The sequence below is a fragment of the Mycobacterium sp. 1423905.2 genome (genome assembly GCF_001673155.1).
Lineage (GTDB): Bacteria > Actinomycetota > Actinomycetes > Mycobacteriales > Mycobacteriaceae > Mycobacterium.
This window is the reverse complement of record NZ_LZLE01000105.1, coordinates 20,913-44,920: the sequence shown is the minus strand read 5'-3', so window position 1 is coordinate 44,920 and position 24,008 is coordinate 20,913. Positions and strand designations below refer to the sequence as shown.

The 24,008-nt window shown below is 67.4% G+C and carries 21 protein-coding genes, 2 pseudogenes and 1 riboswitch; of the genes and pseudogenes, 7 read left to right on the top strand and 16 right to left on the bottom strand.

The genetic code is table 11. The features are described from left to right. From A9W95_RS28360 to A9W95_RS05815, 4 genes and pseudogenes are all read right to left on the bottom strand, one after another. Positions 1–105: pseudogene (locus tag A9W95_RS28360) on the bottom strand (hypothetical protein); the annotation flags it as partial. A 45-nt stretch (positions 106–150) separates the two neighbouring features. Then, positions 151–885, bottom strand: a complete 735-nt coding sequence (locus A9W95_RS05825) for a class I SAM-dependent methyltransferase (protein WP_067409654.1) — start codon at positions 883–885, stop codon at positions 151–153. Further along, the gene (locus A9W95_RS05820; RefSeq protein WP_067409647.1) at positions 882–2,015 is read right to left on the bottom strand and encodes a homoserine O-acetyltransferase; all 1,134 of its coding nucleotides are present in this window, start codon (positions 2,013–2,015) and stop codon (positions 882–884) included. Before A9W95_RS05820 ends, A9W95_RS05825 begins: the two co-directional genes overlap by 4 nt. An 11-nt stretch (positions 2,016–2,026) precedes the next feature. Further along, on the bottom strand, positions 2,027–3,391 hold the full coding sequence (locus A9W95_RS05815; RefSeq protein WP_067409646.1) for a bifunctional o-acetylhomoserine/o-acetylserine sulfhydrylase: 1,365 nt from the start codon (positions 3,389–3,391) through the stop codon (positions 2,027–2,029). A 40-nt stretch (positions 3,392–3,431) separates the two neighbouring features. Next, positions 3,432–3,551: riboswitch (SAM riboswitch) on the bottom strand. Between the two features lie 102 nt (positions 3,552–3,653). Here A9W95_RS05815 and A9W95_RS05810 point away from each other — a divergent pair. Beyond that, positions 3,654–4,886, top strand: coding sequence for an NADP-dependent isocitrate dehydrogenase (locus tag A9W95_RS05810; protein ID WP_067409645.1), 1,233 nt, complete (start codon positions 3,654–3,656; stop codon positions 4,884–4,886). Here A9W95_RS05810 and A9W95_RS05805 read toward each other — a convergent pair whose 3' ends face one another. Continuing rightward, the gene (locus A9W95_RS05805; RefSeq protein WP_067409653.1) at positions 4,887–5,687 is read right to left on the bottom strand and encodes an alpha/beta fold hydrolase; all 801 of its coding nucleotides are present in this window, start codon (positions 5,685–5,687) and stop codon (positions 4,887–4,889) included. A gap of 148 nt (positions 5,688–5,835) precedes the next feature. Between A9W95_RS05805 and trpS the strand changes: the two genes are divergently transcribed. Together trpS and yhjD are read left to right on the top strand one after the other, a co-directional pair. Next, entirely contained in the window at positions 5,836–6,879 is a 1,044-nt protein-coding gene (trpS, locus tag A9W95_RS05800; RefSeq protein ID WP_067409644.1) for a tryptophan--tRNA ligase, read from the top strand. Then, a complete protein-coding gene (yhjD, locus tag A9W95_RS05795) occupies positions 6,876–7,904 on the top strand; it encodes an inner membrane protein YhjD (protein WP_067409643.1) in 1,029 nt (342 codons plus the stop codon). Before trpS ends, yhjD begins: the two co-directional genes overlap by 4 nt. Here the strand turns inward: yhjD and nagA are convergent. The 3 genes from nagA to A9W95_RS05780 are packed head-to-tail and all read right to left on the bottom strand — an operon-like array spanning position 7,901 to position 11,650. Then, entirely contained in the window at positions 7,901–9,028 is a 1,128-nt protein-coding gene (nagA, locus tag A9W95_RS05790; protein ID WP_067409642.1) for an N-acetylglucosamine-6-phosphate deacetylase, read from the bottom strand. The two genes, yhjD and nagA, sit on opposite strands and share 4 nt — an antisense overlap. Continuing rightward, on the bottom strand, positions 9,025–10,407 hold the full coding sequence (locus A9W95_RS05785) for a sugar porter family MFS transporter (RefSeq protein WP_067409641.1): 1,383 nt from the start codon (positions 10,405–10,407) through the stop codon (positions 9,025–9,027). Before A9W95_RS05785 ends, nagA begins: the two co-directional genes overlap by 4 nt. A 10-nt stretch (positions 10,408–10,417) precedes the next feature. After that, positions 10,418–11,650 (bottom strand): D-alanyl-D-alanine carboxypeptidase family protein, encoded by a 1,233-nt coding sequence (locus A9W95_RS05780; RefSeq protein ID WP_067409640.1) that lies wholly within the window; start codon positions 11,648–11,650, stop codon positions 10,418–10,420. A gap of 188 nt (positions 11,651–11,838) precedes the next feature. Here A9W95_RS05780 and A9W95_RS05775 point away from each other — a divergent pair, with 188 nt between their 5' ends. Further along, a complete protein-coding gene (locus A9W95_RS05775; protein WP_067409639.1) occupies positions 11,839–12,390 on the top strand; it encodes a MerR family transcriptional regulator in 552 nt (183 codons plus the stop codon). Next, complete coding sequence (locus A9W95_RS05770; protein ID WP_067409638.1) at positions 12,380–14,614, top strand: VIT domain-containing protein; 2,235 nt, start codon at positions 12,380–12,382, stop codon at positions 14,612–14,614. The genes A9W95_RS05775 and A9W95_RS05770 overlap by 11 nt, the downstream gene beginning before the upstream one ends. A gap of 4 nt (positions 14,615–14,618) precedes the next feature. Here A9W95_RS05770 and A9W95_RS05765 read toward each other — a convergent pair whose 3' ends face one another. Next, positions 14,619–15,944, bottom strand: coding sequence for an aspartate aminotransferase family protein (locus A9W95_RS05765; RefSeq protein WP_067409637.1), 1,326 nt, complete (start codon positions 15,942–15,944; stop codon positions 14,619–14,621). 66 nt (positions 15,945–16,010) lie between these two features. Between A9W95_RS05765 and A9W95_RS05760 the strand changes: the two genes are divergently transcribed. Next, positions 16,011–16,922, top strand: coding sequence for a sigma-70 family RNA polymerase sigma factor (locus tag A9W95_RS05760; protein ID WP_067409636.1), 912 nt, complete (start codon positions 16,011–16,013; stop codon positions 16,920–16,922). On the opposite strand, the gene A9W95_RS05755 is transcribed toward A9W95_RS05760, so the two are convergent. Further along, entirely contained in the window at positions 16,906–18,315 is a 1,410-nt protein-coding gene (locus A9W95_RS05755; protein ID WP_067409635.1) for a PE family protein, read from the bottom strand. The two genes, A9W95_RS05760 and A9W95_RS05755, sit on opposite strands and share 17 nt — an antisense overlap. Positions 18,316–18,408: 93 nt before the next feature. Next, positions 18,409–19,038, bottom strand: a pseudogene (locus A9W95_RS05750) (carboxymuconolactone decarboxylase family protein); the annotation flags it as partial. Positions 19,039–19,101: 63 nt separating this feature from the next. Here A9W95_RS05750 and A9W95_RS05745 point away from each other — a divergent pair. Next, positions 19,102–19,572 (top strand): hypothetical protein, encoded by a 471-nt coding sequence (locus A9W95_RS05745; protein WP_067409633.1) that lies wholly within the window; start codon positions 19,102–19,104, stop codon positions 19,570–19,572. Here the strand turns inward: A9W95_RS05745 and A9W95_RS05740 are convergent. The 5 genes from A9W95_RS05740 to sdhC are packed head-to-tail and all read right to left on the bottom strand — an operon-like array spanning position 19,531 to position 23,814. Then, entirely contained in the window at positions 19,531–20,391 is an 861-nt protein-coding gene (locus A9W95_RS05740; protein ID WP_067409632.1) for a hypothetical protein, read from the bottom strand. The genes A9W95_RS05745 and A9W95_RS05740 overlap by 42 nt on opposite strands. Before the next feature lie 52 nt (positions 20,392–20,443). Further along, positions 20,444–21,238: a succinate dehydrogenase iron-sulfur subunit gene (locus A9W95_RS05735; RefSeq protein ID WP_067409631.1), complete on the bottom strand. Its 795-nt coding sequence runs from the start codon at positions 21,236–21,238 to the stop codon at positions 20,444–20,446. After that, positions 21,238–22,992, bottom strand: a complete 1,755-nt coding sequence (sdhA, locus tag A9W95_RS05730) for a succinate dehydrogenase flavoprotein subunit (RefSeq protein ID WP_067409630.1) — start codon at positions 22,990–22,992, stop codon at positions 21,238–21,240. The genes A9W95_RS05735 and sdhA overlap by 1 nt, the downstream gene beginning before the upstream one ends. Positions 22,993–23,011: 19 nt before the next feature. Then, positions 23,012–23,479 carry a succinate dehydrogenase hydrophobic membrane anchor subunit gene (locus A9W95_RS05725; RefSeq protein ID WP_067409629.1) on the bottom strand — a complete coding sequence of 156 codons (468 nt, stop codon included), beginning with the start codon at positions 23,477–23,479 and terminating at the stop codon, positions 23,012–23,014. Beyond that, the gene (gene sdhC / locus A9W95_RS05720; RefSeq protein WP_067409652.1) at positions 23,479–23,814 is read right to left on the bottom strand and encodes a succinate dehydrogenase, cytochrome b556 subunit; all 336 of its coding nucleotides are present in this window, start codon (positions 23,812–23,814) and stop codon (positions 23,479–23,481) included. Before sdhC ends, A9W95_RS05725 begins: the two co-directional genes overlap by 1 nt. Between the last annotated feature and the right edge of the window lie 194 nt (positions 23,815–24,008).

Genomic DNA, 24,008 nt, shown 5'->3' with positions numbered 1-24,008 from the left:
GGTCACCAACCGCTGATCGACGACCGCCTCGGACCCCACCACGCCGAGCAACCCCATCACGGCGTCGCCGACGGCCAACCCCGCACCAACACCTACCACCACCCCGAAAAACTGCTGGCACCCGAGGACGACGAACCGGAGTAGCGCGTCCTACTTGGTCAGAGTCGCACGCACGCAGACCGTAACGTACGGCATCGCAAGGCCATTGGCGTTCACCAGCGCCGGATGCGTGGCGAGCAACTCGCGCACCTTGTCCAAGGTCTTGGTGCGGACCTCGTCCGGTGAGGTGATGCAGTAACTGCGCGAGGCCACCAGGTCGATCAGCGCCTGCGGCGTCACGTAATTCGTCCACTCGACCTGATGGCGGGACACCTCGGTGAACGGCTCGGGCAGAGTCACTTTGTCTCGCACCGGATCACCGTCGCGCCCGATGATTTCCCCCAATTCGCGCACCCAGCCCAGTCGTTCGTCGCGGGTGTTCCACACAAGTCCCAACCGGCCACCCGGCCGCAGTACCCGCGCCACTTCCGGCACCGCACGCGCCGGGTCCACCCAGTGCCACGCCTGAGCGACCAGCACGGCGTCAACGCTGTTGTCCGCCAACGGAATCTCTTCCGCGGTCCCGAGCAGCGCGCGCGTCTGCGGCAGCGACCCGCGCAGCACTTCCAGCATCTCCGGGACCGGGTCGACCGCCACCACGTCCAAACCGCGTTCGACCAGCCGAGTGGTCAGCTTGCCCGTCCCCGCACCCAGATCCAGCACATCACGGGCACCGGACGGCAACAGCCAGTCGATCGCCTCGGGCGGATACGACGGGCGGCCCCGCTCGTAGGCGGCCGCAGCCGAGCCGAAAGACAGGGAGCGGTCACGCCGGGAACGCGTCACCGCTGACACGCGCCTTCGGCCAACTGCAGGGTCTGCCGGATCAATTCGCCGACCGCCTCGGTCTCCACCAGGAAACCGTCGTGACCGCAGATCGAGTCGACGACCGCCAATTCGCCGCAGCCAGGCAATAACTCAGCCAGCTCTTCCTGCAACCGCAGCGGGTACAACCGGTCGGAGTCGATGCCACCGACCACCGCCGGAACCGGGCAGCCACTCAGCGCCGCCCGCACACCGCCGCGGCCGCGGCCGACATCGTGACTGTTGAGCGACTCGGTCAAGATGACGTAGCTGCCGGCGTCGAACCGGGACAACAGCTTGTCGCCCTGGTGCTCGAGGTAGCTCTGCACCGCGTAACGGCCGCCGGCTGTCGGATCCTCACCGTGCTGACTCTTGTTCGCGAACCGGGTGTCGAGTTCCAGCTCCCCGCGATAGGTCAGATGCGCGATGCGGCGGGCGATTCGAAGGCCGTCATCCGGGGACCGCCCGGTGTCGTAATAGTCGCCGCCCTGCCAATTCGGGTCGGCCTTGATGGCGGCGATCTGCGTGGTCTGCGTGCCGATCTGGTCGCCGGTGGCGCGCGCGCCGACCGCGAGCAGCAAGCCGGCCCGCACCCGATCCGGGTGGCCGACCATCCATTCCAGCGCCCGGGCGCCGCCCATCGACCCGCCGACCACCGCGGCCACCTCGGTAATGCCCATGGCGGCCAGCGCGGCGACGTCCGCCGCCACTTGGTCGCGCACCGACACCAGCGGAAACCGTGAGCCCCAAGGCTTTCCGTCGCGTGCCAGCGAACTGGGCCCGGTGGATCCCCGGCAGCCGCCCAGCACGTTGGTCGCCACCGCGCACCAGCGGTCGGTGTCGATGGGCGCACCAGGTCCGGCCACTCCGTCCCACCAGCCGGGGGTGGGATGTCCGGGTCCGGCCGGTCCGGTGATATGCGAATCACCGGTCAGCGCATGCAGCACCATCACCACGTTGTCCCGCGCGGGCGACAACTCGCCCCAGCGCTGCACGGCGATGTGGACGTCGTCGATCACCGCGCCGCTCTCGGTGCGCAGCGAACCGATGTCGATCACGCCGACTTCCCCTTCGGCGGGCAGGGTTTGAGTGGGCACGTCGGAAATTGTCATCGCTGGGTTCCTCAGAAGGCCGCCACGGCCTGCGCGTCCCCGGTGGCCGACGGGTCGGCCCCGTACTTGCGTGCCGCGGCGAAGCCCAGCTCCAGGTCGGCCAGGATGTCGTCGATGCCCTCGAGTCCGACGGCCAACCGCACCAGCCCCGGGCTGACGCCGCTGGCCAGTTGCTCGGCGGGGCTCAACTGGGCGTGGGTGGTCGAGGCTGGGTGGATCACCAGGGAGCGCACGTCACCGATGTTGGCGACGTGGCTGTGCAGCTGCAGCGCATTGACGAAGGCCTTGCCGGCCTCCACACCGCCGGCCAATTCGAACGCCAATACCGCGCCAGTACCTTTGGGCGCCAACTTCTTTCCCCGCTCGTACCACGGCGAGCTGGGCAGCCCGGCGTAGTTGACCGACAGCACGTCGTCGCGCCCGGCCAAGAACTCCGCGACCCGCTGCGCGTTGGCCACATGCCGCTCCACCCGCAGGCTCAGCGTCTCCAAACCTTGAGCCACCAGGAACGCGTTGAACGGCGACGCCGCGGAGCCCAGATCACGCAGCAGTTGCACTCGCGCTTTCAACGCGTAGGCGGGCGGCCCCAACTCGGCGTAGACCACGCCGTGATAGCTGGGGTCGGGCGTGGTGAAACCCGGGAAACGGCCTTGCGTCCAGTCGAACGTGCCGCCGTCCACGATGACTCCGGCGATGGCGGCGCCGTGCCCGCCCAGGTACTTGGTGGCCGAATGCACCACGACGTCGGCGCCTTGGGCCAGCGGCTGGATCAGGTACGGCGTGGCGATGGTGTTGTCGACGATCAACGGCACGCCGTTGCGGTGTGCTACCTCGGAAACCGCCGGAGTGTCCAGCACGTCGATCTGTGGGTTGGAGATCGTCTCGGCGAAGAACGCCTTGGTGTTCGGCCGAGTCGCCGCCTGCCAGGACTCGACGTCGTCGGGATCGGCGACGAAGCTGACTTCGATGCCGAGCTTGGCCAGCGAATAGTGGAACAGGTTATAAGTTCCGCCGTACAGCCGTGGGCTGGACACGATGTGATCGCCGGCGCCGGCCACGTTCAAGATGGCGAACGTCTCGGCGGCCTGCCCGGAGGACAGGAACAGCGCGGCGACGCCGCCTTCCAGCGCGGCGATCCGCTGCTCGACCACATCGGTGGTCGGGTTGCCGATCCGGGTGTAGATGTTGCCGGGTACTTCCAGACCGAACAGCGCGGCCGCATGGGCGGTGTCGTTGAACGTGTAGGACGTGGTCTGGTAGATCGGTAGCGCCCGCGCGTTGGTGGCGGTATCGGCGTGCTGGCCGGCGTGAATCTGCTTGGTCTCGAACGACCAATGTGCGGTCGGATCGGTGTCGGTGGTGCCGTCAGTGCTCATGGATGTATTCCCCTGTCTGGCTCAGGGGCCCGTCATGGCGGACCCGCGCTTGCCGCGTAGCCGGTGGCGACTACTCAACCTGGTCATCACCCGGGGCACCCCACCGCGGTTGGAGGGTTGCCGGCCAGCAAGCCGGGGCTTCGCGCTGGCACTCATGACCGATTCGCAGCCTAGCGTATGGCCGCGCCTCGCCGCCAATACACGCGTTCAACGGCGTCGGCGCGCAACCCGGGCCTGCGCGGACCGCTAGTAGGCTGGCGAAGTGTCCAGCGAACCCAAGATCAGGGTCAAGGGCCCGGTCGTAGAGCTCGACGGCGACGAGATGACCCGCGTCATCTGGAAGCTCATCAAAGAGATGCTCATCCTGCCCCACCTGGACATCTCCCTCGACTACTACGACCTGGGTATCGAGCACCGCGACCGCACCAACGACCAGGTGACCATCGACGCCGCCTACGCGATCAAGAAGCACGGAGTGGGCATCAAATGCGCGACGATCACGCCCGACGAGGCGAGGGTGCAGGAGTTCAACCTGAAGAAGATGTGGCTGTCACCCAACGGCACCATCCGAAACATACTCGGCGGCACCATATTTCGCGAGCCCATCGTCATTTCCAATGTGCCACGGCTGGTTCCGGGCTGGACGAAGCCGATCGTCATCGGCCGCCACGCTTTTGGTGACCAGTACCGCGCTACCAATTTCAAGGTGGACAAGCCCGGAACCGTCACCCTCACCTTCACCCCGGCCGACGGCAGCGAGCCGATGGTGCACGAGGTGGTGAACATCCCTGCCGACGGCGGTGTGGTGATGGGCATGTACAACTTCAAGGACTCCATCCGCGACTTCGCCCGCGCATCATTCGCCTACGGGCTCAACGCCAAATGGCCGGTGTACCTGTCCACCAAGAACACCATCCTCAAGGCCTACGACGGCATGTTCAAAGACGAGTTCCAGCGCGTCTACGACGAGGAATTCAAGGACAAGTTCGAAGCCGAGGGCCTGACCTACGAGCATCGCCTCATCGACGACATGGTGGCCGCCTGCCTCAAGTGGGAAGGCGGCTACGTGTGGGCGTGCAAGAACTACGACGGCGACGTGCAGTCGGACACCGTCGCGCAAGGTTACGGCTCTCTAGGGCTGATGACGTCGGTGCTGATGACCGCGGACGGCAAGACGGTCGAGGCCGAAGCGGCGCACGGCACCGTCACCCGGCACTTCCGTCAGTACCAGGCCGGCAAACCCACCTCCACCAACCCGATCGCGTCGATCTTCGCCTGGACGCGCGGGTTGCAGCACCGCGGCAAGTTGGACAACACACCCGAGGTCAGCGAGTTCGCTCAGCGGCTCGAGCGGGTGGTGGTCGGCACCGTCGAAAGCGGCAAGATGACCAAGGACCTGGCCCTGCTGATCGGTCCGGAGCAGGAGTGGTTGAACTCCGAAGAGTTCCTCGAGGCGATCGCGGAGAACCTGAACAAGGAACTCGCGAACAGCTGATCAGCTCGCCGGGGGATCGGCCGCCCGAGCCTGCGGCGGTACGCACTCCTCGAGGAACTCGGTGATCACCTCGGTGACTCGCCCGGGCGCCTCGAACATGGGCACGTGCCCGACGCCGTCGAGGCGGGTGACTTTGGTGTTCTTGGGCAGAAAGTCGGTGAAATGGCGGCCGAACCGGTTCGGCGGCACCACTCGGTCCTTCTCGCACAGCACCACATGCGCAGGGACGGCGGTCTCGGCCAGCTGGAGAAGCCCGGGTTGCAGCAGCGCCTTAATCAGTAGCTGAAAGTAGGCCGGGCAATGGGCGGCGTCGTCGACGATCCCGGACAGGTCCTTCTCGCCGACTCCATCGGGCGACGCGCTCAACGGCAGGGTGGCCAGCCGGCGACTGAACGGCAGGCGCATGGCGCGTTGGCCCAGCAGCCGGGCCAACAACAGCACCGGCATCCCCGCCACGAACTTGGCGATGACCTCGAATTTCACCGGGCTCCAGCGGGTCCAGCCGCCGGCCGCGGCGATGCCGGTCACGCTGCGGGCCCGCCCGCGCCGTTCCAGTTCGAAGGCGACCCAGCCACCGAGCGAATTACCCACGATGTGGGCGGTTTCCCAGCCCAGCTCGTCCATCTGCCGCTCGACGTGGTCGGCCAGCACCGCCGAGCTCAGCAGCCAAGTGCCCGCGTACGGTCCGCCGTTGTGCCCGGCCATGGTCGGCGCGAACACCTCGTAGCGGCCGGTGTCGGCCAGTTGCTGGGCCACGACGTCCCACACGGTCTGCGACATCAGGAATGGGTGCAGGAGCAAGACCGGCTCGCGGCCCTCTCCGGCGCCAAGGTGAATCGGCGAACGAGTCGTCATGCAGCTGAGATTACAAGGTGTTACCGGCGGTACCGCAAGCAATGCTGACCGGTGGTCCGAACCGAGGGGTCCGCCATGAAAAGATCGGGACATCATGAGCACCGCTACCCGGTCCGGCCGGATCTTCTCCGGCGTGCAGCCAACCTCTGATTCTTTGCATCTGGGCAACGCGCTGGGTGCGGTTGCCCAGTGGGTGACCCTGCAAGAGGACTGGCAGGACGACTGGGACGCGTTCTTCTGTGTGGTCGACCTGCACGCGATCACGGTCCCGCAGGATCCGAAGGCGTTGCGCCGCCGCACTCTGATCACCGCTGCGCAGTACCTGGCGCTGGGCATCGACCCCAATCGCAGCACCGTATTCGTGCAAAGCCACGTGCCGGCGCACGCCGAGTTGGCGTGGGTGCTGGGCTGCTTCACCGGCTTCGGTCAGGCCGCGCGGATGACGCAGTTCAAGGACAAGTCGAGCCGGCAAGGCGCCGATTCCACCACCGTGGGGCTGTTCACCTACCCGGTGCTTCAGGCCGCCGACGTGCTGGCCTACGACACTCACCTGGTGCCGGTCGGGGAGGACCAACGGCAGCACTTGGAGTTGGCGCGCGACATCGCCCAGCGGTTCAACAGCCGCTTCCCGGACACCTTCGTGGTGCCCGACGTGCTCATCCCCAAGGTCACCGCCAAGATCTACGACCTGCAGGACCCGACGTCGAAGATGAGCAAATCAGCCAGCACCGACGCCGGGTTGATCAACCTGCTCGACGACCCGTCGTTGTCGGCCAAGAAGATTCGTTCCGCGGTGACCGACAGCGAGCGAGAGATCCGCTACGACGTCGAGGGCAAGCCGGGCGTATCGAATTTGCTCAGCATCCAGTCGGCGGTCAGCGGGGTCGACATCGACACGTTGGTCGATGGTTATGCCGGCCGCGGCTACGGCGACCTGAAGAAGGACACCGCCGAAGCCGTCGTCTCCTACCTCACCCCGATCAAGGCCCGGGTCGAGGAATTGACCCGCGACGTCGCGGAATTGGAGGCGATCCTGGCGGCGGGGGCGCAACGCGCCAACGAGGTCGCCAGCAAGACCGTTCAGCGGGTCTACGACAAACTCGGCTTCCTCCCGCAACCGGGCAGACCGTCGCCATGAGCGCGCCGGCCCGGCCGGGGATCGTCGATCGACTACGGGCCCGGTACGGGTGGTTGGACCACGTGTGGCGCGCCTATCAGCGCTTCAGCGACCGGCAGGGTGGTTTTTTCGCGGCGGGCATCACCTACTACACGATCTTCGCGTTGTTCCCGTTGCTGATGGTCACTTTCGCGGTGGTCGGGTTCACCCTGTCGCGCCGGCCGCAGGCGGTGAGCATGATCAACGACCGGATCAGGGTTGCGGTGACCGGCGAATTGGGTAACGACCTGGTCGAGTTGATGAACTCCGCGATCGACGCGCGGGCGTCGGTGGGGCTGGTCGGTTTGGCCACTGCGGCCTGGGCGGGCCTGGGGTGGATGTCGCATCTGCGGTCGGCGTTGAGCGAGATGTGGGACCAGCCGAAGGACTCGCCGGGTTATGTGCGGACCAAGTTCTCCGATCTGATCGCGATGGTCAGTTCGTTTGTGGTGATCATGGCCAGCGTTGCGCTCAGCGCGCTCAGCCACACCCGGCCGATGGCGGTGTTGCTCAGATGGCTTGGCATACCGGAGTTTTCGGTGTTCGACGTGCTGTTTCGCGTCATATCGATCGTGGTGTCGGTGCTGGTGTCGTGGTTGTTGTTCACCTGGATGATCGCCCGGTTGCCCCGGGACCCGTCCAGCATCGTCACGTCGATTCGGGCCGGGTTGCTGGTCGCGGTCGGGTACGAGTTGTTCAAGCAGGTGGGGTCGATCTACTTGGCGGTGGTGCTGCGCAGCCCGGCGGGGGCCACCTTCGGGCCGGTGTTGGGTCTGATGGTGTTCGCCTATGTCACCTCCTACCTCGTGCTGTTCGCCGCCGCGTGGGCGGCCACCGCCGGCGACGAGGATCCGCGCGACCGGCACGTCGACCCGCCCGCTCCGGCGATCATCAGTCCGCGGGTGCAGGTCGTCGATGGCATCAGTGTGCGGCAGACCTTGGCCGCTGTGGCGGCCGGAGCACTTGGCGCGCTGACGTTTTCGCGGCTCACCCGGTGGCGGCGCTAGGGCGCCAGTGACCAGTCGCCGTCGCTCATGACCGCGGCGATCCGCAGATGCTCGTCGAGCACAACAAGATCGGCGTCGAAGCCGGGCGACAGGTCGCCGACTGCGGCCAGCCCGAGGGCCCGCGCCGGCGTCGTCGACGTCATCTGCACGGCGGCGAGCAATCCGGCGTCGTCACCGCCGGCGGCGGCGGTGCGAAACAGCGCGTCCATGGTGGCGGTGCTGCCCGCGATGGTGGTCGTGCCCTGCACCCGCGCCACCCTGGATTGCACCTCGATGGGTACCGCGCCCAACCGGTAGCGGCCGTCGCCGTATCCGGCGGCCGCGATCGCGTCGGTGACCAGTGCCACCCGGCCGGGGCCGACGCCGGTGGTCACCGCGCGCACCACCTCGGGATGCACGTGCACGCCGTCGGCGATGAGTTCGACGGTGACCCGCGGATCACGCAGCAGCGCCAGCACCGGTCCGGGGTTGCGGTGGTGTAGAGGCGGCATGGCGTTGAACAGGTGGGTGCCGACGGTCGCGCCCGCGGCGATCGCGTGCGCTGTCTGCTCGTAGGTGGCGTCGGTATGGCCAACGGCCACAACAACGTTGGCGTCGCGCAGTTGGTGGATGGCGGCGTCGGCGCCGGGCAATTCCGGCGCCAGTGTCACCATCCGGACACTGCCCTGGGCGGCGGTCAGCACGGCGTCGATCTCAGACGGGTCAGGGTCGCGCATGCGCGCCGGGTCGTGCGCGCCGCAGCGAGCCCGGCTCAGCCACGGACCCTCGAGGTGGATGCCCGCGACGATCCCGGCGCACGTGGCCTCGGCGAGAAGGCGTACCACGGTGAGCAATTCGTCGCTGCTGGCGGTGATCAGACTGGCCAGCATGGTGGTGGTGCCGTGCCGGCGGTGAAAAGCGGCGACGTCGGTGGCCGCGCCGTCGGTGAAGGACGCGCCGCCGCCCCCGTGCACGTGCATATCGACAAAGCCTGGCACCACAACACTATTCGGCGCGTCGAGGTCGGGTGCCGCGGGCGGCTTGCCGGGGCCGCAAACCCGGATGCGTCGGCCCTCGGTGTGCACCCAGCCGGGGCGGTGCACCCGTCCGCCTGCCACGACGGCGCCCGCGCTGATCAGCGTCATGGCGTTTTGCTGAGCTTTTCGGGCCAGCGCCCACCGTTTTCCCAGAAGTGCCGAATGTCTTCGAGCTGGCGGCCTTTGGTCTCGGGCGCAAAGCGGTGCACGACGACGAAGGCGACCACGGCCAGCGCTCCGAACGCCGCGAAGATACCCGCACCACCGAGTAGATGCAGCAGCGTGAGGAAGAAGCCGGCGATCAAGGCGTTGGCGGTCAAATTCGACGTCAGCATCACACTCGACCCCACCGACCGCAGCCGGGCGGGAAAGCTTTCGCCGGCGTACACCCACACCAGCGAGCCGAAGCCGAAACCGAAGCCGACGATGAACAGCAGCACGCCACCGAATCCGAAGATCAAGCCGTGCGCGCCAGTGGAATTCTTAGCGAAGACGGTGACCAGCACGGCGTCGGCCACGACCATCATGGCGATGCCGGTCAACAGGATTGGGCGCCGGCCCAACCGGTCGACTGACAGCATTGACACGAACACCGCTGCCAGCCCGGCCAGTTGAACCAGGGCCGGTAGCGCCAGCAGGGCAAAATTTCCTTCGAATCCCATGGCCGCGAACAGCCGTGGGCTGTAGTAGATGATCGCGTTGATCCCGGTGATCTGGATGAGGAAGCCGAGTGCCACTACGAACAGCGTGGCCCGCAGATACGGGCGGCGCAGCATCTCGGCGACGACACCGGGACCGCTGCCCTCTTCGGTTGCCGCGTCGGCGATTTCGGCAAGTTCGGCGTCGACCGTGGCCTCCGATTCGATGCGTAACAGGGCAGCGCGGGCGTCGTCGACGCGGCCCTTGAGCAGATACCACCGAGCGGTGTCCGGCATCCGGAGCAACAGCGGCAGCAGCAGGGTGTCCGGTACCGCGGCCAGCCCCAGCAGCAACCGCCAACTCTGCGAGCCGGCCAGTAGGTAACCGGTGAGGTAGCCCAGGATGATGCCGCTGACGGTGGCCACCTGGTAAGCGGTGAGCAGGGAGCCCCGGATGGCGGCGGGTGCGGACTCGGCGACGTACACCGGCACGACGACCACCGACACCCCGATCGTCACGCCCAGCAGAAGGCGGGCGACCAGCAGCATGGGCACCGACACCGAGATGGCGCCCAGCACCGCGAACACCGCGTAGCCCAACGTGATCAGCACCATCGACTTCTTACGGCCGATCGCGTTGGCCAGCGCTCCCGCGCCCAGCGCCCCGCCGATCTGCCCGATCACCACCATGGTGGTGATGAGTTCCTGCTGGCGGGTGGTGAGGTCGAAGTCCCTGCTGATGAACAGCAGCGCGCCGGCGATGCTGGACAGGTCGTAACCGTAGATGACGCCGACGCTGGCGGCGGTCAGCCCGACCAGCAGGCCACGCTGCGCAGACCGGGCAGTCATCGGCACGAGTCTAGTGTTGCGGCCGCCGATTCAGGGACCGGGCGACCAGCATCAACCCGAAGACGACCGCCGCGCCGATGACGGCTACGCCCACGCGCACCGGCATGGCGTCGGCCGAGGAGATCGGTCCGGCGGCCTGCGGTCCGGCTTGGCGCTCGGCGGGATTGCCCTTGGCGACCAGTGAAGGGTCGGGCTCGATCAGCGAACCGACCTGGGTGCCTTGGGCGGTGCTGAACCCGTAGTCGAGCAGGTGTGCCGCCTGTTCCCACGGCGCGATCGGCACCCGGGTGCCGTGCAGCAGCACCGCCATCAGCCGGCGACCATTGCGGTTGGCCGCGCCCACGAAGGTCTGCCCGGCGTCGTCGGTGTACCCGGTCTTGCCGCCCAGCGCGCCCGCGTAGTTGTAGAGCAGTTTGTTGTCGTTCTCCAGCTGATAGCCGGGGTGGTCGCCGTGGCCGGGGAAGTCGAACGTCTTGGTCGCGACAATGTCGGCGAAAACCGGGTTCTGCCAGGCGTACCGGTAGAACAGGCCCATGTCGTAGGCCGAGGTGCTCATGCCGGGCCCGTCCAGCCCCGACGGCGTCGCGACGCGGGTGTCGCGGCCGCCCAGCTTCGCGGCCAGCACGTTGATCTTGTCCAGCGCGGCCTGCATCCCGCCGAGCTGCATGGCCAGCGCATGCGCCGCGTCGTTGCCCGAGTGCATCAACAACCCGTGCAGCAGTTGGTTGATGGTGTAGACGCCGCCGTCGTCGACGCCCACCTTGGTGCCTTCGGCGGCGGCGTCGTCGGCGGTGCCGGGAACCGTCTTGTTCTGGTTGAACGCGTTGATCGATGCCATGGCCACCAGCACCTTGACGATGCTCGCGGGCCGGTGCCGGCCGTGCGGGTCCCGGGCGGCGATGACCGCGCCGCTGTCCAGGTCCGCAACCAGCCACGCCTCCGCCGAGACGTCACCCGGTACCGGCGGGGTGTCGGGTGCTGCGATGATGCCGCAGCCGCTGAGCGCGTTGCCGCCCACGGGGGTCGGCGGTACCGCCAGCGGTTGCGGGGCCTCGCCGGCGGCAGGCACCTCCGAGGAGTCGACCGCCGGTGGCGTGGTCACTCGGTAGGGGCAGTTCGCGGCGCCGGCGTTGGCCTCGGCATTGGGCTCGGCCAAGGCGGCCGGGACGGCCGGGCCGGCGACCAGAAAAGCCGCCGCGGCCAGGCAAGACGCGGCGCGTGCCGAGGACCGTGGAAAGTGCATCGTCTGTGCAGATTAGGGGATCGGGTTTTCAATCGCAGGTCGGCACGCTGTGCAAACGGAGCGGGAAAGTATTTGACAGTGTCATTCGGGAGTATGACACTGTCAGTATGTTGCGTCGAGTGTGGGCCCTAGGGCGGGAAATCCGGCTCGGCGCATCCATAGGCCCCACACTCGGCGGGGGCTGACTGATGCAGGCGCTGCTTTCCCTCGCTGAGTTCGCTGCCCTGGCCGCCAAGGCCGTGGAGGCGTCCGGCGCTGCGCCGGGAAACCGCCAGGCCAAAGCCGTTCCGGCCGAGCGGATGATCCGCTACTACACCGCGCGGGGTTTGCTGCCACGCCCGGGCAATCGGGGGCGGGCGCTGACCTACGGCCGCACCCACGTGTTGCGCCTGGTGGCCATCAAGCGGCTGCAAGGCCAAGGCCTTTCGCTCGACGAGATTGCCGACCGGTTGGACGCCATGGCAGCCGACGAGGTGGAGTCGCTGGCCGCCATACCGCCGGGGGTGCTGCCGGAGGACTTGGGCGACGTGCCCGGTGATCCCGCGCCGGCACGGTCCTCCGGACGTTTCTGGCGGACTGCGCCCGCAGCGCCGGTGGCCCCGCCCGTGCAGGCCGTCCGGTTGTCCGACACCGTCACGTTGCTGGTCGACGGGGGCCCGCTTCCAGAGGTGGCGGCCCTGCGCCGCGCCGCCGCGCCGCTGCTGGACTTGCTCAACGAGAGGACCGCCCATGAGCGCTGACGTATTGCCTTTGATCGGCGATGACACCACCGATACCGGAAGCCGCTCGACGTGCGGTGAACTGACCGGCGCCGACGGGCGACGATTGCCGCTGCGCGCACTCAGCGTCGAGACCGCGATCGTGGGGCTGACCGCCACCGCCACGGTGCGGCAGCGGTTCGTCAACAGCGGCGATACCAGCATCGAAGCCACCTACGTGTTCCCGTTGCCGCCGCGCGCCGGCGTGACCGACTTCGTCGCGACGCTGGGCGGGCGACGGGTCGTGGGTGTGCTCAAGGAGCGAGGTCAGGCGCGCGCGGATTACGAGGAGGCGCTGGCGGCGGGTCAGCGCGCGGCGATTGTCGAGGAAGACCGTTCCGACGTGTTCTCGGTGCGGGTGGGGAACCTGGGCCGGGGTGAAGAAGCGACCATCGAGATGCGGCTGACCGGACCGCTGGCCTTCGAAGACGGCGAGGCCACCTTCCGGTTCCCGCTTGTGGTCGCCCCGCGCTACACCACCGGAGCGCCGCTGCCCGGGGACCAGACCGGCGGAGGCGTCGCGGCCGACACCGACGCTGTGCCCGACGCATCAAGGGTGACCCCGCCTCGGCTGGATGACGGCGACGAGCGGCCGGACCTGCACATTGCGGTGACCGTCGACGGGGCCGGGCTCGGGGTGTCCGATCTGCGGGCCTCGCTGCCTACCGCCGTCCTGGAGCGGACCGGCGAGCGGACCGGCGAGCGGACCTTGTTGCGGGTGGCGGCGGGCGCCCGGGCCGACCGCGACTTCCTGTTGCGGTTCCGCGTCGCCGATGCAGGCGTGGCAGCGTCGGCGCTGCTGGTTCCCGAACCCGACACAGACACCGGCACCTGGTCGGTGACGCTGGTGCCGCCAAACGAAACGTCAAGTGCGCCAAGAGATGTTGTGGTGGTGCTGGATCGGTCCGGGTCGATGCGCGGCTGGAAGATGGTCGCCGCGCGCCGCGCCGCGGGCCGGATCGTGGACATGCTCGACAACGGCGACCGGTTCTGCGTGCTGGCCTTCGACGACCGAACCGACATGCCCTCGACGCTGCCCGGCGGTCTGGTCGACGGCTCGGACCGCAACCGGTTCTCGGCGGCGTCCTGGCTGGGTGCGCTGACCAGCCGCGGCGGCACCGCCATGGCCGAACCGTTGCGCCAGGCGATCGAGCTGCTCGCCGCGTCCGGTGCGCAGCGGCAGGCCAGCGTGGTGCTGGTGACCGATGGTCAGATCACCGGCGAGGACCACCTACTGCAGACGCTGGGGCCACTGATCGGACAAACCCGGATCTACTGCGTGGGCATCGACCAAGCCGTCAACGCCGGCTTCCTCGACCGGTTGGCGCGACTGGGCCGAGGGCGCGCAGAGCTGGTCGAGTCCGAAGAACGCCTGGACGACGTGATGGGCCGGTTGGCGCGGACCATCGGGCGGCCGGCGCTGACGGCGCCGCGGGTACACGTCGATGGCGTCGAAATCCTCGACGGTACAACCACTCCGGCAAGGTTGCCCGACGCATTCGCCGGGGTGCCGTGGGTGGTCAGCGGGCGCTACCGAGGCCGCGCCGAGGACGCGTCGTTCCAGGTGCAGGCGGACACCTTCAGCGCCGCGCTGCCGGCTCGGGTAGCTCCCGAAGCTGTTGCGGTGCAGACAATTTGGGCGCGGTCGGTGGTGCGTGACCTGGAGGACGAGTACGCGTCCGGCGTGCCGGATGAGGAGTTGGCCGCCCGGCTGGTCGCGCATTCCATCCGCTTCGGTGTGCTGTCGCGCTTCACGGCGTTCGTCGCGGTCGATCCGGAGCAGACCGACGCGGGTCCGCTCACCGAGATCGTCCAGCCCGTCGAGCAACCCGCCGGTTGGGCGGTGCCGGTCGGCTTCATGCCCGCCCCGACGGGCCACGCGGTCTACAGCCTGGCCAGCGTGCCCGCCGCTCCCGCCCCAACCCGGACCGCGGCGCCTACGCGGTCGCTGACGCAGTTGCTCAAGCGGGTAGAGAAGCAGCTCGGCCGCGACGAGTCCGGACTCGACGCGGTGTGCGCCGAACTCATCGGTCACCGCGACCACGCATCGGATGCCGCTTTGGTGGCCGCACTCAGCGCGCTGTGCGACGCGCTGACCCGGTACCTGTGCAGCCCGACGGAGGCGGGACAGGAGAAGGTGCGCGCGGCACTAGCGGAGGTGAAACGAACCGTGAAATCGTCGGGGCGGCGGCGGTTCTGGACGTAGCTCCTCAGTATTTGATGTCGCCGAGCACGCCGCGCAGGATGGACTCGATGGCGTCGAATTCCTTCTGGCCGCTGATCAAGGGCGGCGCCAGCTGGATGACGGAATCACCGCGGTCGTCGGTACGGCAATACAGTCCGGCGTCGAACAGCTTCGCCGATACCTCGCCCAACAGCGACGCGCGTTCGTCGTCGGTGAACGTTTGCTTGGTGGCCTGATCCTTTACCAGTTCCACGCCGAAGAAGAAGCCCTCGCCACGGACATCGCCGACGATCGGCAGGTCGTAGAGCTTTTCCAAGGTGGCGCGCAAGGCGGGGGAGTGCTGTTTGACGTGGTCGGTGATGCTTTCGCGCTCGAAAATGTGAAGGTTGGCTAGCGCGACGGCCGCCGACACCGGGTGGCCGCCGAAGGTGTAGCCGTGCCGGAACGCTGTTTTGCCGTCGTTGAACGGTTCGAAGACGCGGTCGCTGGCGATCATCGCGCCCAGCGGTGAGTAGCCCGACGTCATGCCTTTGGCGCAGGTGATCATGTCGGGCACGTAGCCGAAGTCGTCGCAGGCGAATATCGAGCCGATCCGGCCGAACGCGCAGATGACCTCGTCGGAAACCAGCAGTACGTCGTACTCGTCGCATATCTCCCGGACGCGCTCGAAGTAGCCGGGCGGTGGCGGGATGGAGCCGCCGGCGTTTTGCACCGGCTCCAAGAACACCGCCGCGACGGTGTCGGGTCCTTCGAATTCGATGGCTTCGGCGATGCGATTGGCCGCCCACTGCCCGAACGCCTTGGCGTCGGATTCGTAGGGTTCGGGCGCGCGGTAGAAGTTTGTGTTCGGCACCCGGAAGCCGCCGGGCGCCACCGGCTCGAACGCCGCCTTGTAAGCCGGCAGGCCGGTGATGGCCAGCGCGCCTTGGGTGGTGCCGTGGTAGGCGATCGCGCGCGAGATCACCTTGTATTTGTTGGGTTTGCCGGTCAGCTTGAAGTACTGCTTGGCCACTTTCCACGCGGTTTCGACGGCTTCGGTGCCGCCGTTGGTGAAGAACACCCGATTCAGGTCGGCGGGCGCGTAGTGCGCCAACCGTTCGGCCAGTTCGATGGCCGGCGGGGTGGTGTTGCCCCACAGCGGGAAGAACGCCAGCGTCTCGGCCTGCCGGGCGGCGGCCTCGGCGAGTTCTTTTCTGCCATAGCCGACTTGGACGACGAACAACCCGGACAGCGCGTCGAGATAGCTTTTGCCCTTGTCGTCGAAGATGGTCACGCCGTCGCCGCGGGTGATGACCGGCGGGGTGATCCCGTCGCCGTGCGTTGCGAAATGCAGCCAAAGATTTTTGGACATCGTAATCGCAGCGTAGCGCGGTGCCTGAATACTCCGGCTTCTTGCTCGCCGGGATAGGCTCACGGCATGGCCGTCGCGCAACAGGTCTCAGAGTTCGAGGCGCTGCGACCTCATCTGATGTCCGTCGCCTACCGGCTGACCGGGACCGTGGCCGACGCCGAGGACATCGTCCAGGAAGCCTGGCTGCGGTGGAGCACCCAGGACGGCGTGATCAACGACCTGCGCGCCTGGTTGACCACGGTGGTCAGCCGGCTGGGCCTGGACAAGTTGCGGTCGGCGGCGCGTCGGCGCGAGACGTACACCGGCAATTGGTTGCCCGAACCGGTCGTCACCGGTTTCGATCCCTCCGACCCGTTGTCCGCTGTGGTGGCCGGCGAGGATGCCCGCTTCGCCGCCATGGTGGTGCTCGAGCGGCTCAGTCCCGACCAGCGGGTGGCCTTCGTGCTGCACGACGGGTTCTCGGTGCCGTTCCCCGAAGTGGCGCAGGTGCTGGGCATTAACGAAGCGTCCGCGCGGCAACTGGCGTCCAGAGCCCGCAAGGCGGTGGCGGCCGCGCCGCCGCCCGAGCCGGATCCGGCGCACGCCGAGGTGGTCGGCAAGCTGATGGCCGCCATGGCCGCCGGTGATCTAGACACCGTGGTGTCCTTGCTGCATCCCGACGTGACCTTCACCGGTGACTCGAATGGCAAGGCGCCCACTGCCGTTCAGGTTATTCACGGAGCCGACAAGGTGGTCCGCTTCATGATGGGTCTGGCGCGGCGCTACGGCGATGCGTTCTACACCGCCAACCACCTGGCGCTGGTGAACGGGGAGCTGGGTGCGTACACGACGGGTTTCCCCGCCGCCGACGGGTACCGGGAGATGGCGCCCCGCGTCACCGCCATGACCGTGCGCGACGGAAAGGTCGTCGCCGTCTGGGACATCGCCAACCCGGACAAGTTCACCGGGTCACCGCTGCGAGTCAGGCCGGCAGAATGATCGCGGCCGTCGGGCCCAGGAAGATCAGCTGACCGCCAGGAGGCACGTAGTCGCCGGTGGGCCCGTAGATGCCGTAGTGGAACGGGCTGGTCGGGCCATACCCGGCTCGCAGGTCATTGATCCAGCCGGCGGACAGCGTGTACACCGCCGAGGTGGCGCCGGGTGGGGAGAACCCGGTGACCAGCTGCAGGATGAGATCGGTGACGGGGTTCAGTCCCAGCATCGAGTCGACGTGCGACCCGCCGACGATCTCAGCCCCGACGAACGCATGCGGGTACAAGCTGACCAGTTGATTCGTGGTGGCGCCGAAGGCATTCCAAGGCTGGGGCGACGCGGCCACCGTATAGACGGGGACATTCGCCGTCTGTAAATGGGCGATCGCGCCGGCGAAGGCCGCGGAATTGCCGGCCACCCCGTCAAACATCACCACACCCTGCAGGTGGTTGGTGGCCGCACCGAGCGCCGCGAGGTAATTGCCGGCGGCGATCGTGGCGAGGCCACCGCCGGCCGAGTGCCCGGACAGTACGAAATCCTGCGGCAGCGTGCCCTGGAAACCGGCATGGTTCGCGCTGATGTTCAAGTTGGTCTGAGGGCCCAGGAACAGCGACGCCACGCCCTGCTGCATCTCGGGGCTGTTCAACCACAGGCCCAATGGCAACGGTATCGACGGGATGGTGGGAGTGACGACCACGCTGTTGGTCTGCTGCGCCAGTTGCAAAGCCAACGGCTGGTAGAGCAAACCGAATGCGCCGAAGCCGTGCTGCAGATAGACGGTGCCGGTGGCGTTCACGGTCCCGCTGGCCTGCGTCGGGAAGTACCAGAAGGCGGGAGCGGGGTAGCTGAACTGAGGAATCGGTAAGCCCAACAACGAGGTTGGGCCGATCGGGATCTGCAGAAACGAGAACCCGATCCTGACCCCGGTCACGCCATTGGTGGCCGGGGCCGACAGCGCCACCGTGGCGGGGAAGTTAATGACTCCACCAAGGCCCACCGCGTTGGTGACCGAGTTGAGCACCGCGCCCAGCGTTGCTAGACCGGGGCCGCCGAACGACAGACCAACGGGCGGCAACAACCCCAGGCGCGCGACCTGCTGCCCCACTGTCTGCGCGTTCGCGGCTTCGGCGGCCGCATAGGCTTGCGCGGCCGCGTCTAAAGCCCGCACGAACTCCGCGTGCAATCGCGCAGTCTGGGCGGTCAGCGTCTGGAACTCCTCGGCGTAGCCGCCGAAGAGCTTCGCGATTGCCGTCGACACCTCGTCGGCAGCCGCCGCGACAATCCCCGTCGTCGGATGCACCGCGGCGGCGGCGGCATCGGTGATTGCTTCCCGGATCGCGGTGAGGTCACCTGACGCCATGGTGAGCGCGTTGGGTGCTGCGATCAGGTACGACGACATCGGCGGCTCCCAACCCCGGCTGCTCCGACAACCTCGGGACAGTTACCGGATGCTACCGAGATGAAGCCGCCGACGGTCGCGATTCCCGCTGATCTACGACGTGGCCTCGGCCTGATCGGCCCACGGCACCCGGCAGGCGTCCCCGGAGTTGAAGCCCTGCTCGGTGATACCCAGCGCCGAGTACATCCGGGCCCGCATGTTCTCCACACCGATCTGGTAGGTCAACTCGATCACCCCGGCGTCGCCGAAGCGCGCCCGCAGGTCAGCCACCTGCTCGTCGGTCACCGTGTGCGGGTCGGTGGTCATCGCATCGGCGTAGGCGATGGCCGCCCGTTCGTCGTCGGAGAAGGCCGGCGAGGTTGCGTAGTTGTCGATGTCGCGCAGGCGGTCCATGTCCAGGCCGTCCAAGCGTTGCAGCATCGCACCGAAGTCCACGCACCACGAGCAGCCGATGGTGCGGGCGGTCCAGAACACGGCCAGTTCGCGCACGCTGACCGGCAGGGTGCGCGACGCCCGCTCCAGCAGGGTTTCGTGCACGGCGTTGGCGACCAGCAGGCGGGAGTGATTGGCGGCGACGGTGAAGGGTTCGGGTACCTCGCCGAAACGTCGCTTGGCGACGCGGTACATGGTGCGGACCAGCAGGCCGGCGCGCTTGGGGGGCAGGGGCTCAATGCGTGTTTTCTGTGTCATACCCGTCAGACGGGGCAGCGCACCGGAGTGTGACAGCGGGTCGCCAAGGATTTTCCAAGAATTCCGGCAGGTTCTCCGGCCAGGGTCGGGGTCGTGATGTGCCAACTATCGACCTATTCGCTGTTTACCGAGTTCCCCCGCCCGCAAGACATCGAGAAGTGGACGCACACCGAGGTGCTCGTCGCTGATCCGCGACTGGACCAGGGCGGCGTCCGCACCGCGATCGACGCGGTCTTCGCCGCGCATCCCGCACTCGGCGCGGTTTTCGAACCCACCTGCGACCGGTGGATGTCACGCCCCGGCGGCGGCTGGACGTGGGCGGTGGAACCGCCCGGCGTCACCGTGCCCGAGGCCATCGCGCGGCAGCGTGCCGGCTATGACATGCGCACCGGCCGGCTGTTCGCGGCGACGCTGTTGCCCGGTGCACCGGATCGGCTGGTGCTCACCGCCAGCCATCTGTGTGTGGACGGCCCGGCGTGGCACGGTGTGGTCGACCACCTGATCGCCGCCTACACCGCCGGCGGTCTAGAAGTCGCGGCGGATGGTCATCGGTGTGACGGCGGGTAGGTCGCCGGCACCGAGCACGGTGCGTGCGGTGCCGGTCAGCGCCTGCATCAGCTCGTCCAGTTCGTCGTCGTCCAGACCGTCGAAGGCGTGCAGGGCCAGCAAGTCGGTGCCGCTCTCGATGTGGTCCTTCAGTTCGCGCCCGGCCGCCGTCAGTGAACCGTCGCCGTCGAGCAGGCCGCGTTCGGCCAGCCTCTGCTCGCAGGCGCGCCACTCGGCGTCGTCGTAGTGGCGGGTCTGCTTCATGTAGTCCGCCGGCACCGCTCCTGATGCGGCGTGGAACACATTCGATTCCCTTCCGGACACATCGGCGGCCGACAACACGGCCGTGTGAGCGTCACCGCGATGCTCCCGCAGCAGCGTGGTCGCATGCCACAGCGTGGCCACCGGCTCCGACGGCACGGGCAGGGCGAGGTTGGCGGCGAACAAGGGCCGGGCGGCCACAGAGGTGCGCTGCGCGGCGCGCATCGCGAGTTGCCCTGCGCGATGGACGGTTTCGTCGTCGCTGAGACCACAGCGGCGCAGCGCCGCCACCGCCGAGTCTTGCCGGGCGGCGAGCGCGCGTTCTGGGCCCGCGACCTCCCAAGCTGCGGGCAACGCTTTGGCGACGCGAGCGGGGGAGAAGTTGTAGAAGATGGCGGTCACGACCTCGGGCGAGACCTGGCCCAGCGGCGCGGACCGGGCGGCGAAGTAGCCCATCCAGAAGCCGCGATAGCCCAGATTGTCCAGGGCGGCGCGGGCTTCCGGGGCGAAGTAGGTGACGGCATGGATCGGCTCGAAGCGGTCGTAGAACTGCCGGGCCAGCTCGGGTGTGCGTTGCATGTCATGCAGCTAAACACGGCGGCAGTTGTCGCTGCGAGGTGGGCACACCCGCTCAGCGGGTGAACATCAACGCGCGCTTGACTTCCTGGATCGCCTTGGTCACCTGGATGCCGCGCGGGCAGGTCTCGGTGCAGTTGAACGTGGTCCGGCACCGCCACACCCCGTCGACCTCATTGAGGATCTCCAGGCGCTCGGCGGCGGCCTCGTCACGGCTGTCGAAGATGAAGCGGTGCGCGTTGACGATCGCGGCGGGGCCGAAGTAGGACCCTTCACTCCAGAACACCGGGCAGCTCGTGGTGCAGCAGGCACACAGGATGCACTTAGTGGTGTCGTCGTAGCGGGCCCGGTCGGTCTGGCTCTGAATCCGCTCGCGGGTGGGCGGATTGCCGGTGGTGATCAGATACGGCTTGACCGCGCGGTAGGCGTCGAAGAACGGCTCCATGTCGACGACGAGGTCTTTCTCCACCGGCAGGCCGCGGATCGGTTCGACGGTCAGTGTCAGCGACTTGCCCGGTTTCTTCGGCAGCAAATCGCGCATCAGCACCTTGCAGGCCAACCGGTTCATGCCGTTGATCCGCATCGCATCCGACCCGCACACGCCGTGCGCGCAAGAGCGGCGGAAGGTCAGCGTTCCGTCCAGGTAACTCTTGATGTAGATCAGCAGATTGAGCAGCCGGTCGCTGGGCAGGCAGGGCACCCGGAAGCTTTGCCAGCCGCCGGTGTCCGAAAACGCTTCGGGCTGTTCGGGATTGAACCGGGCGATCTTCACCGTGACCATCACCGCGCCCTCCGGGATGGGCGGCAAGGGCGCTTCGGCGTCCGGCGCGATCGCATCGCCTGCGGTCATCAGTACTTCCGTTCCTTGGGTTCATAACGGGTTTGCACCACCGGCTTGAAGTCCAGCGCGATGTCGCTGAGCAGGTCGGTGCCTTGCTTGTAGGCCATGGTGTGGCGCATGTAGTTGACGTCGTCGCGGTTCGGGTAGTCCTCGCGAGCATGCCCGCCGCGAGATTCCTTGCGGTTCAACGCTCCCACCACGGTCACCTCGGCCAGCTCCAAGAGAAAACCGAGCTCGATGGCTTCGAGCAGGTCGCTGTTGAAGCGTTTTCCCTTGTCGTGCACCGTGATTCGGGAATACCGCTCCTTGAGCGCGTGAATGTCGGTCAGCGCCTGCTTCAATGTCTCCTCGGTGCGAAACACCGCGGCGTTGTTGTCCATCGACTGCTGCAGCGCGTTGCGGATGTCGGCGACCCGTTCGTTGCCGTGCTCGGACAGGATGTCGCGGACCCAGCCCACCACCATCTGCGCCGGGTCCGGCGGCATGTCGGCGAAGTCGTGGCTTTCGGCGTAGCCGGCCGCGGCGATGCCGGCGCGGCGGCCGAACACGTTGATGTCCAACAGCGAGTTGGTGCCCAGCCGGTTGGCGCCGTGCACCGAGACGCAGGCACATTCACCGGCCGCATAGAGTCCGGGGACCGGGTTGGTGTTGTCGCGCAGCACCTGCCCGCTGACGGTGGTCGGGATGCCGCCCATCACGTAGTGACACGTCGGGTAGACGGGCACAAGTTCGTGCACCGGGTCCACCCCGAGGTAGGTGCGGGCGAACTCGGTGATGTCGGGAAGCTTGGCTTCCAGCACGTCTTCGCCCAAGTGGCGGACGTCGATGTAGACGTAGTCCTTGTGCGGGCCGGCGCCGCGGCCCTCTAAAACCTCCAGCACCATGGAGCGCGCGACGATGTCGCGGGGGGCCAGGTCGACGATCGTGGGCGCGTAGCGCTCCATGAATCGCTCGCCCTCGCCGTTGAGCAGCCGACCGCCCTCACCGCGCACCGCTTCGGAGATCAAGATGCCCAGACCGGCCAGGCCGGTCGGGTGGAACTGGTGAAACTCCATGTCCTCCAACGGAAGTCCCTTGCGGAACACGATGCCGATGCCGTCTCCGGTCAGCGTGTGCGCGTTGGAGGTCGTTTTGTACATCCGGCCCGAGCCGCCGGTGGCGATCACCACAGCCTTGGCGTGGAAGACGTGAATCTCACCGGTGGCCAGTTCGTAGGCCACCACGCCGGTGGCCACCGGACCGGTCGGCGTTTCGGTCAGTACCAGGTCCAGCGCGTAGAACTCGTTGAAGAACTGCACGTCGTGTTTGACGCAGTTTTGATACAGGGTCTGCAAGATCATGTGACCGGTCCGGTCCGCGGCGTAGCAGGCGCGGCGAACCGGAGCCTTGCCGTGGTCGCGGGTGTGCCCGCCGAAGCGGCGCTGGTCGATGCGGCCCTCGGGGGTGCGGTTGAACGGCATCCCCATCTTCTCGAGGTCGAGCACCGCGTCGATCGCTTCCTTGCACATGATCTCCACGGCGTCCTGGTCGGCGAGGTAGTCGCCGCCCTTGACGGTGTCGAAGGTGTGCCATTCCCAGTTGTCGTCCTCGACGTTGGCCAGCGCGGCGCACATGCCGCCCTGGGCGGCGCCGGTGTGGCTGCGGGTGGGATAGAGCTTGGTCAGCACGGCGGTGCGCACGCGCGGACCGGCCTCGACCGCGGCGCGCATGCCGGCGCCGCCGGCACCGACGATCACCACGTCGTATCGATGTTGCTGGATCACATCTCGCCTTTCCGGACTCTCAGGAGATGTTCGGGTTGAAGGTCACGATCACGTAGGTGCCCAACACCACGGTGAAGCCCATGGACAGCAGCAAGATGCTGTTGAGCCAGAAGCGGGTGACGTCTTTTCGGCTGTAGTCGTCGATGATCACGCGCAGGCCGTTACCGCCGTGCAATTGCGCCAGCCACAACAGCGCCAGGTCCCAGAACTGCCAGAACGGCGAGGCCCAGCGCTGGGCCACGAAATTGAAGTCGATGCGGTAGACGCCGCGGTCCCACATCAGCGTGATGAACAGGTGCCCGACGGCCAGAAAGACCAACGCGACCCCGGAGAAGCGCATGAACAGCCACGCGAACTTCTCGAAGTTCGGGATGCCGGCGCGACGCCGCGGCGAGCGCGGATTGTCCAGGCTGGCCGGACGGTCGTGGCTGCGCTGGCGCACCGGAGCGGTTTGGCCGCGGCCGAGTTGCAGGTCCGGTGAGCTCATCAGAGGTGCTCCACCAGGTGAATGCCCAGAACCACGCCGGAGGGCACCAGGAAGAGCAGGAACACGATGCCGACGATCCACAGCATCAGTCGCTGATACCGGGTCCCCTCCGACCAGAAGTCGATGAGGATGATCCGGATGCCGTTGAGCGCGTGGAACAACACCGCGGCCACCAGGCCGACTTCCATCAGACCGACCACCGGCGTCTGATAGTCGCGAATCACCGCGTTGTAAGCCTGCGGACCCACTCGCAGCATCGCCTGCCCCAGGACGTGGGCGAAGAGGAAGAAGAAGATCGTCGCGCCGCTGATGCGATGCAGCACCCAGGCCCACATGCCCGGGTCGCCCCGGTACAGGGTCCGCGGTGGCCGCCGCTTGCGGGCTGTCGGCGATCGGTTGAAGGTCGCCGGATCCGCGGTTGTCGCCTGCGAACTCATTACGTTTCACCTCATCACAAAACCGCTAATCAGCTGCTCTAGCTGGTGTCCGAGCTTATCTTGGCCAGGTTGCCGGATGGTACCGGTCAAAC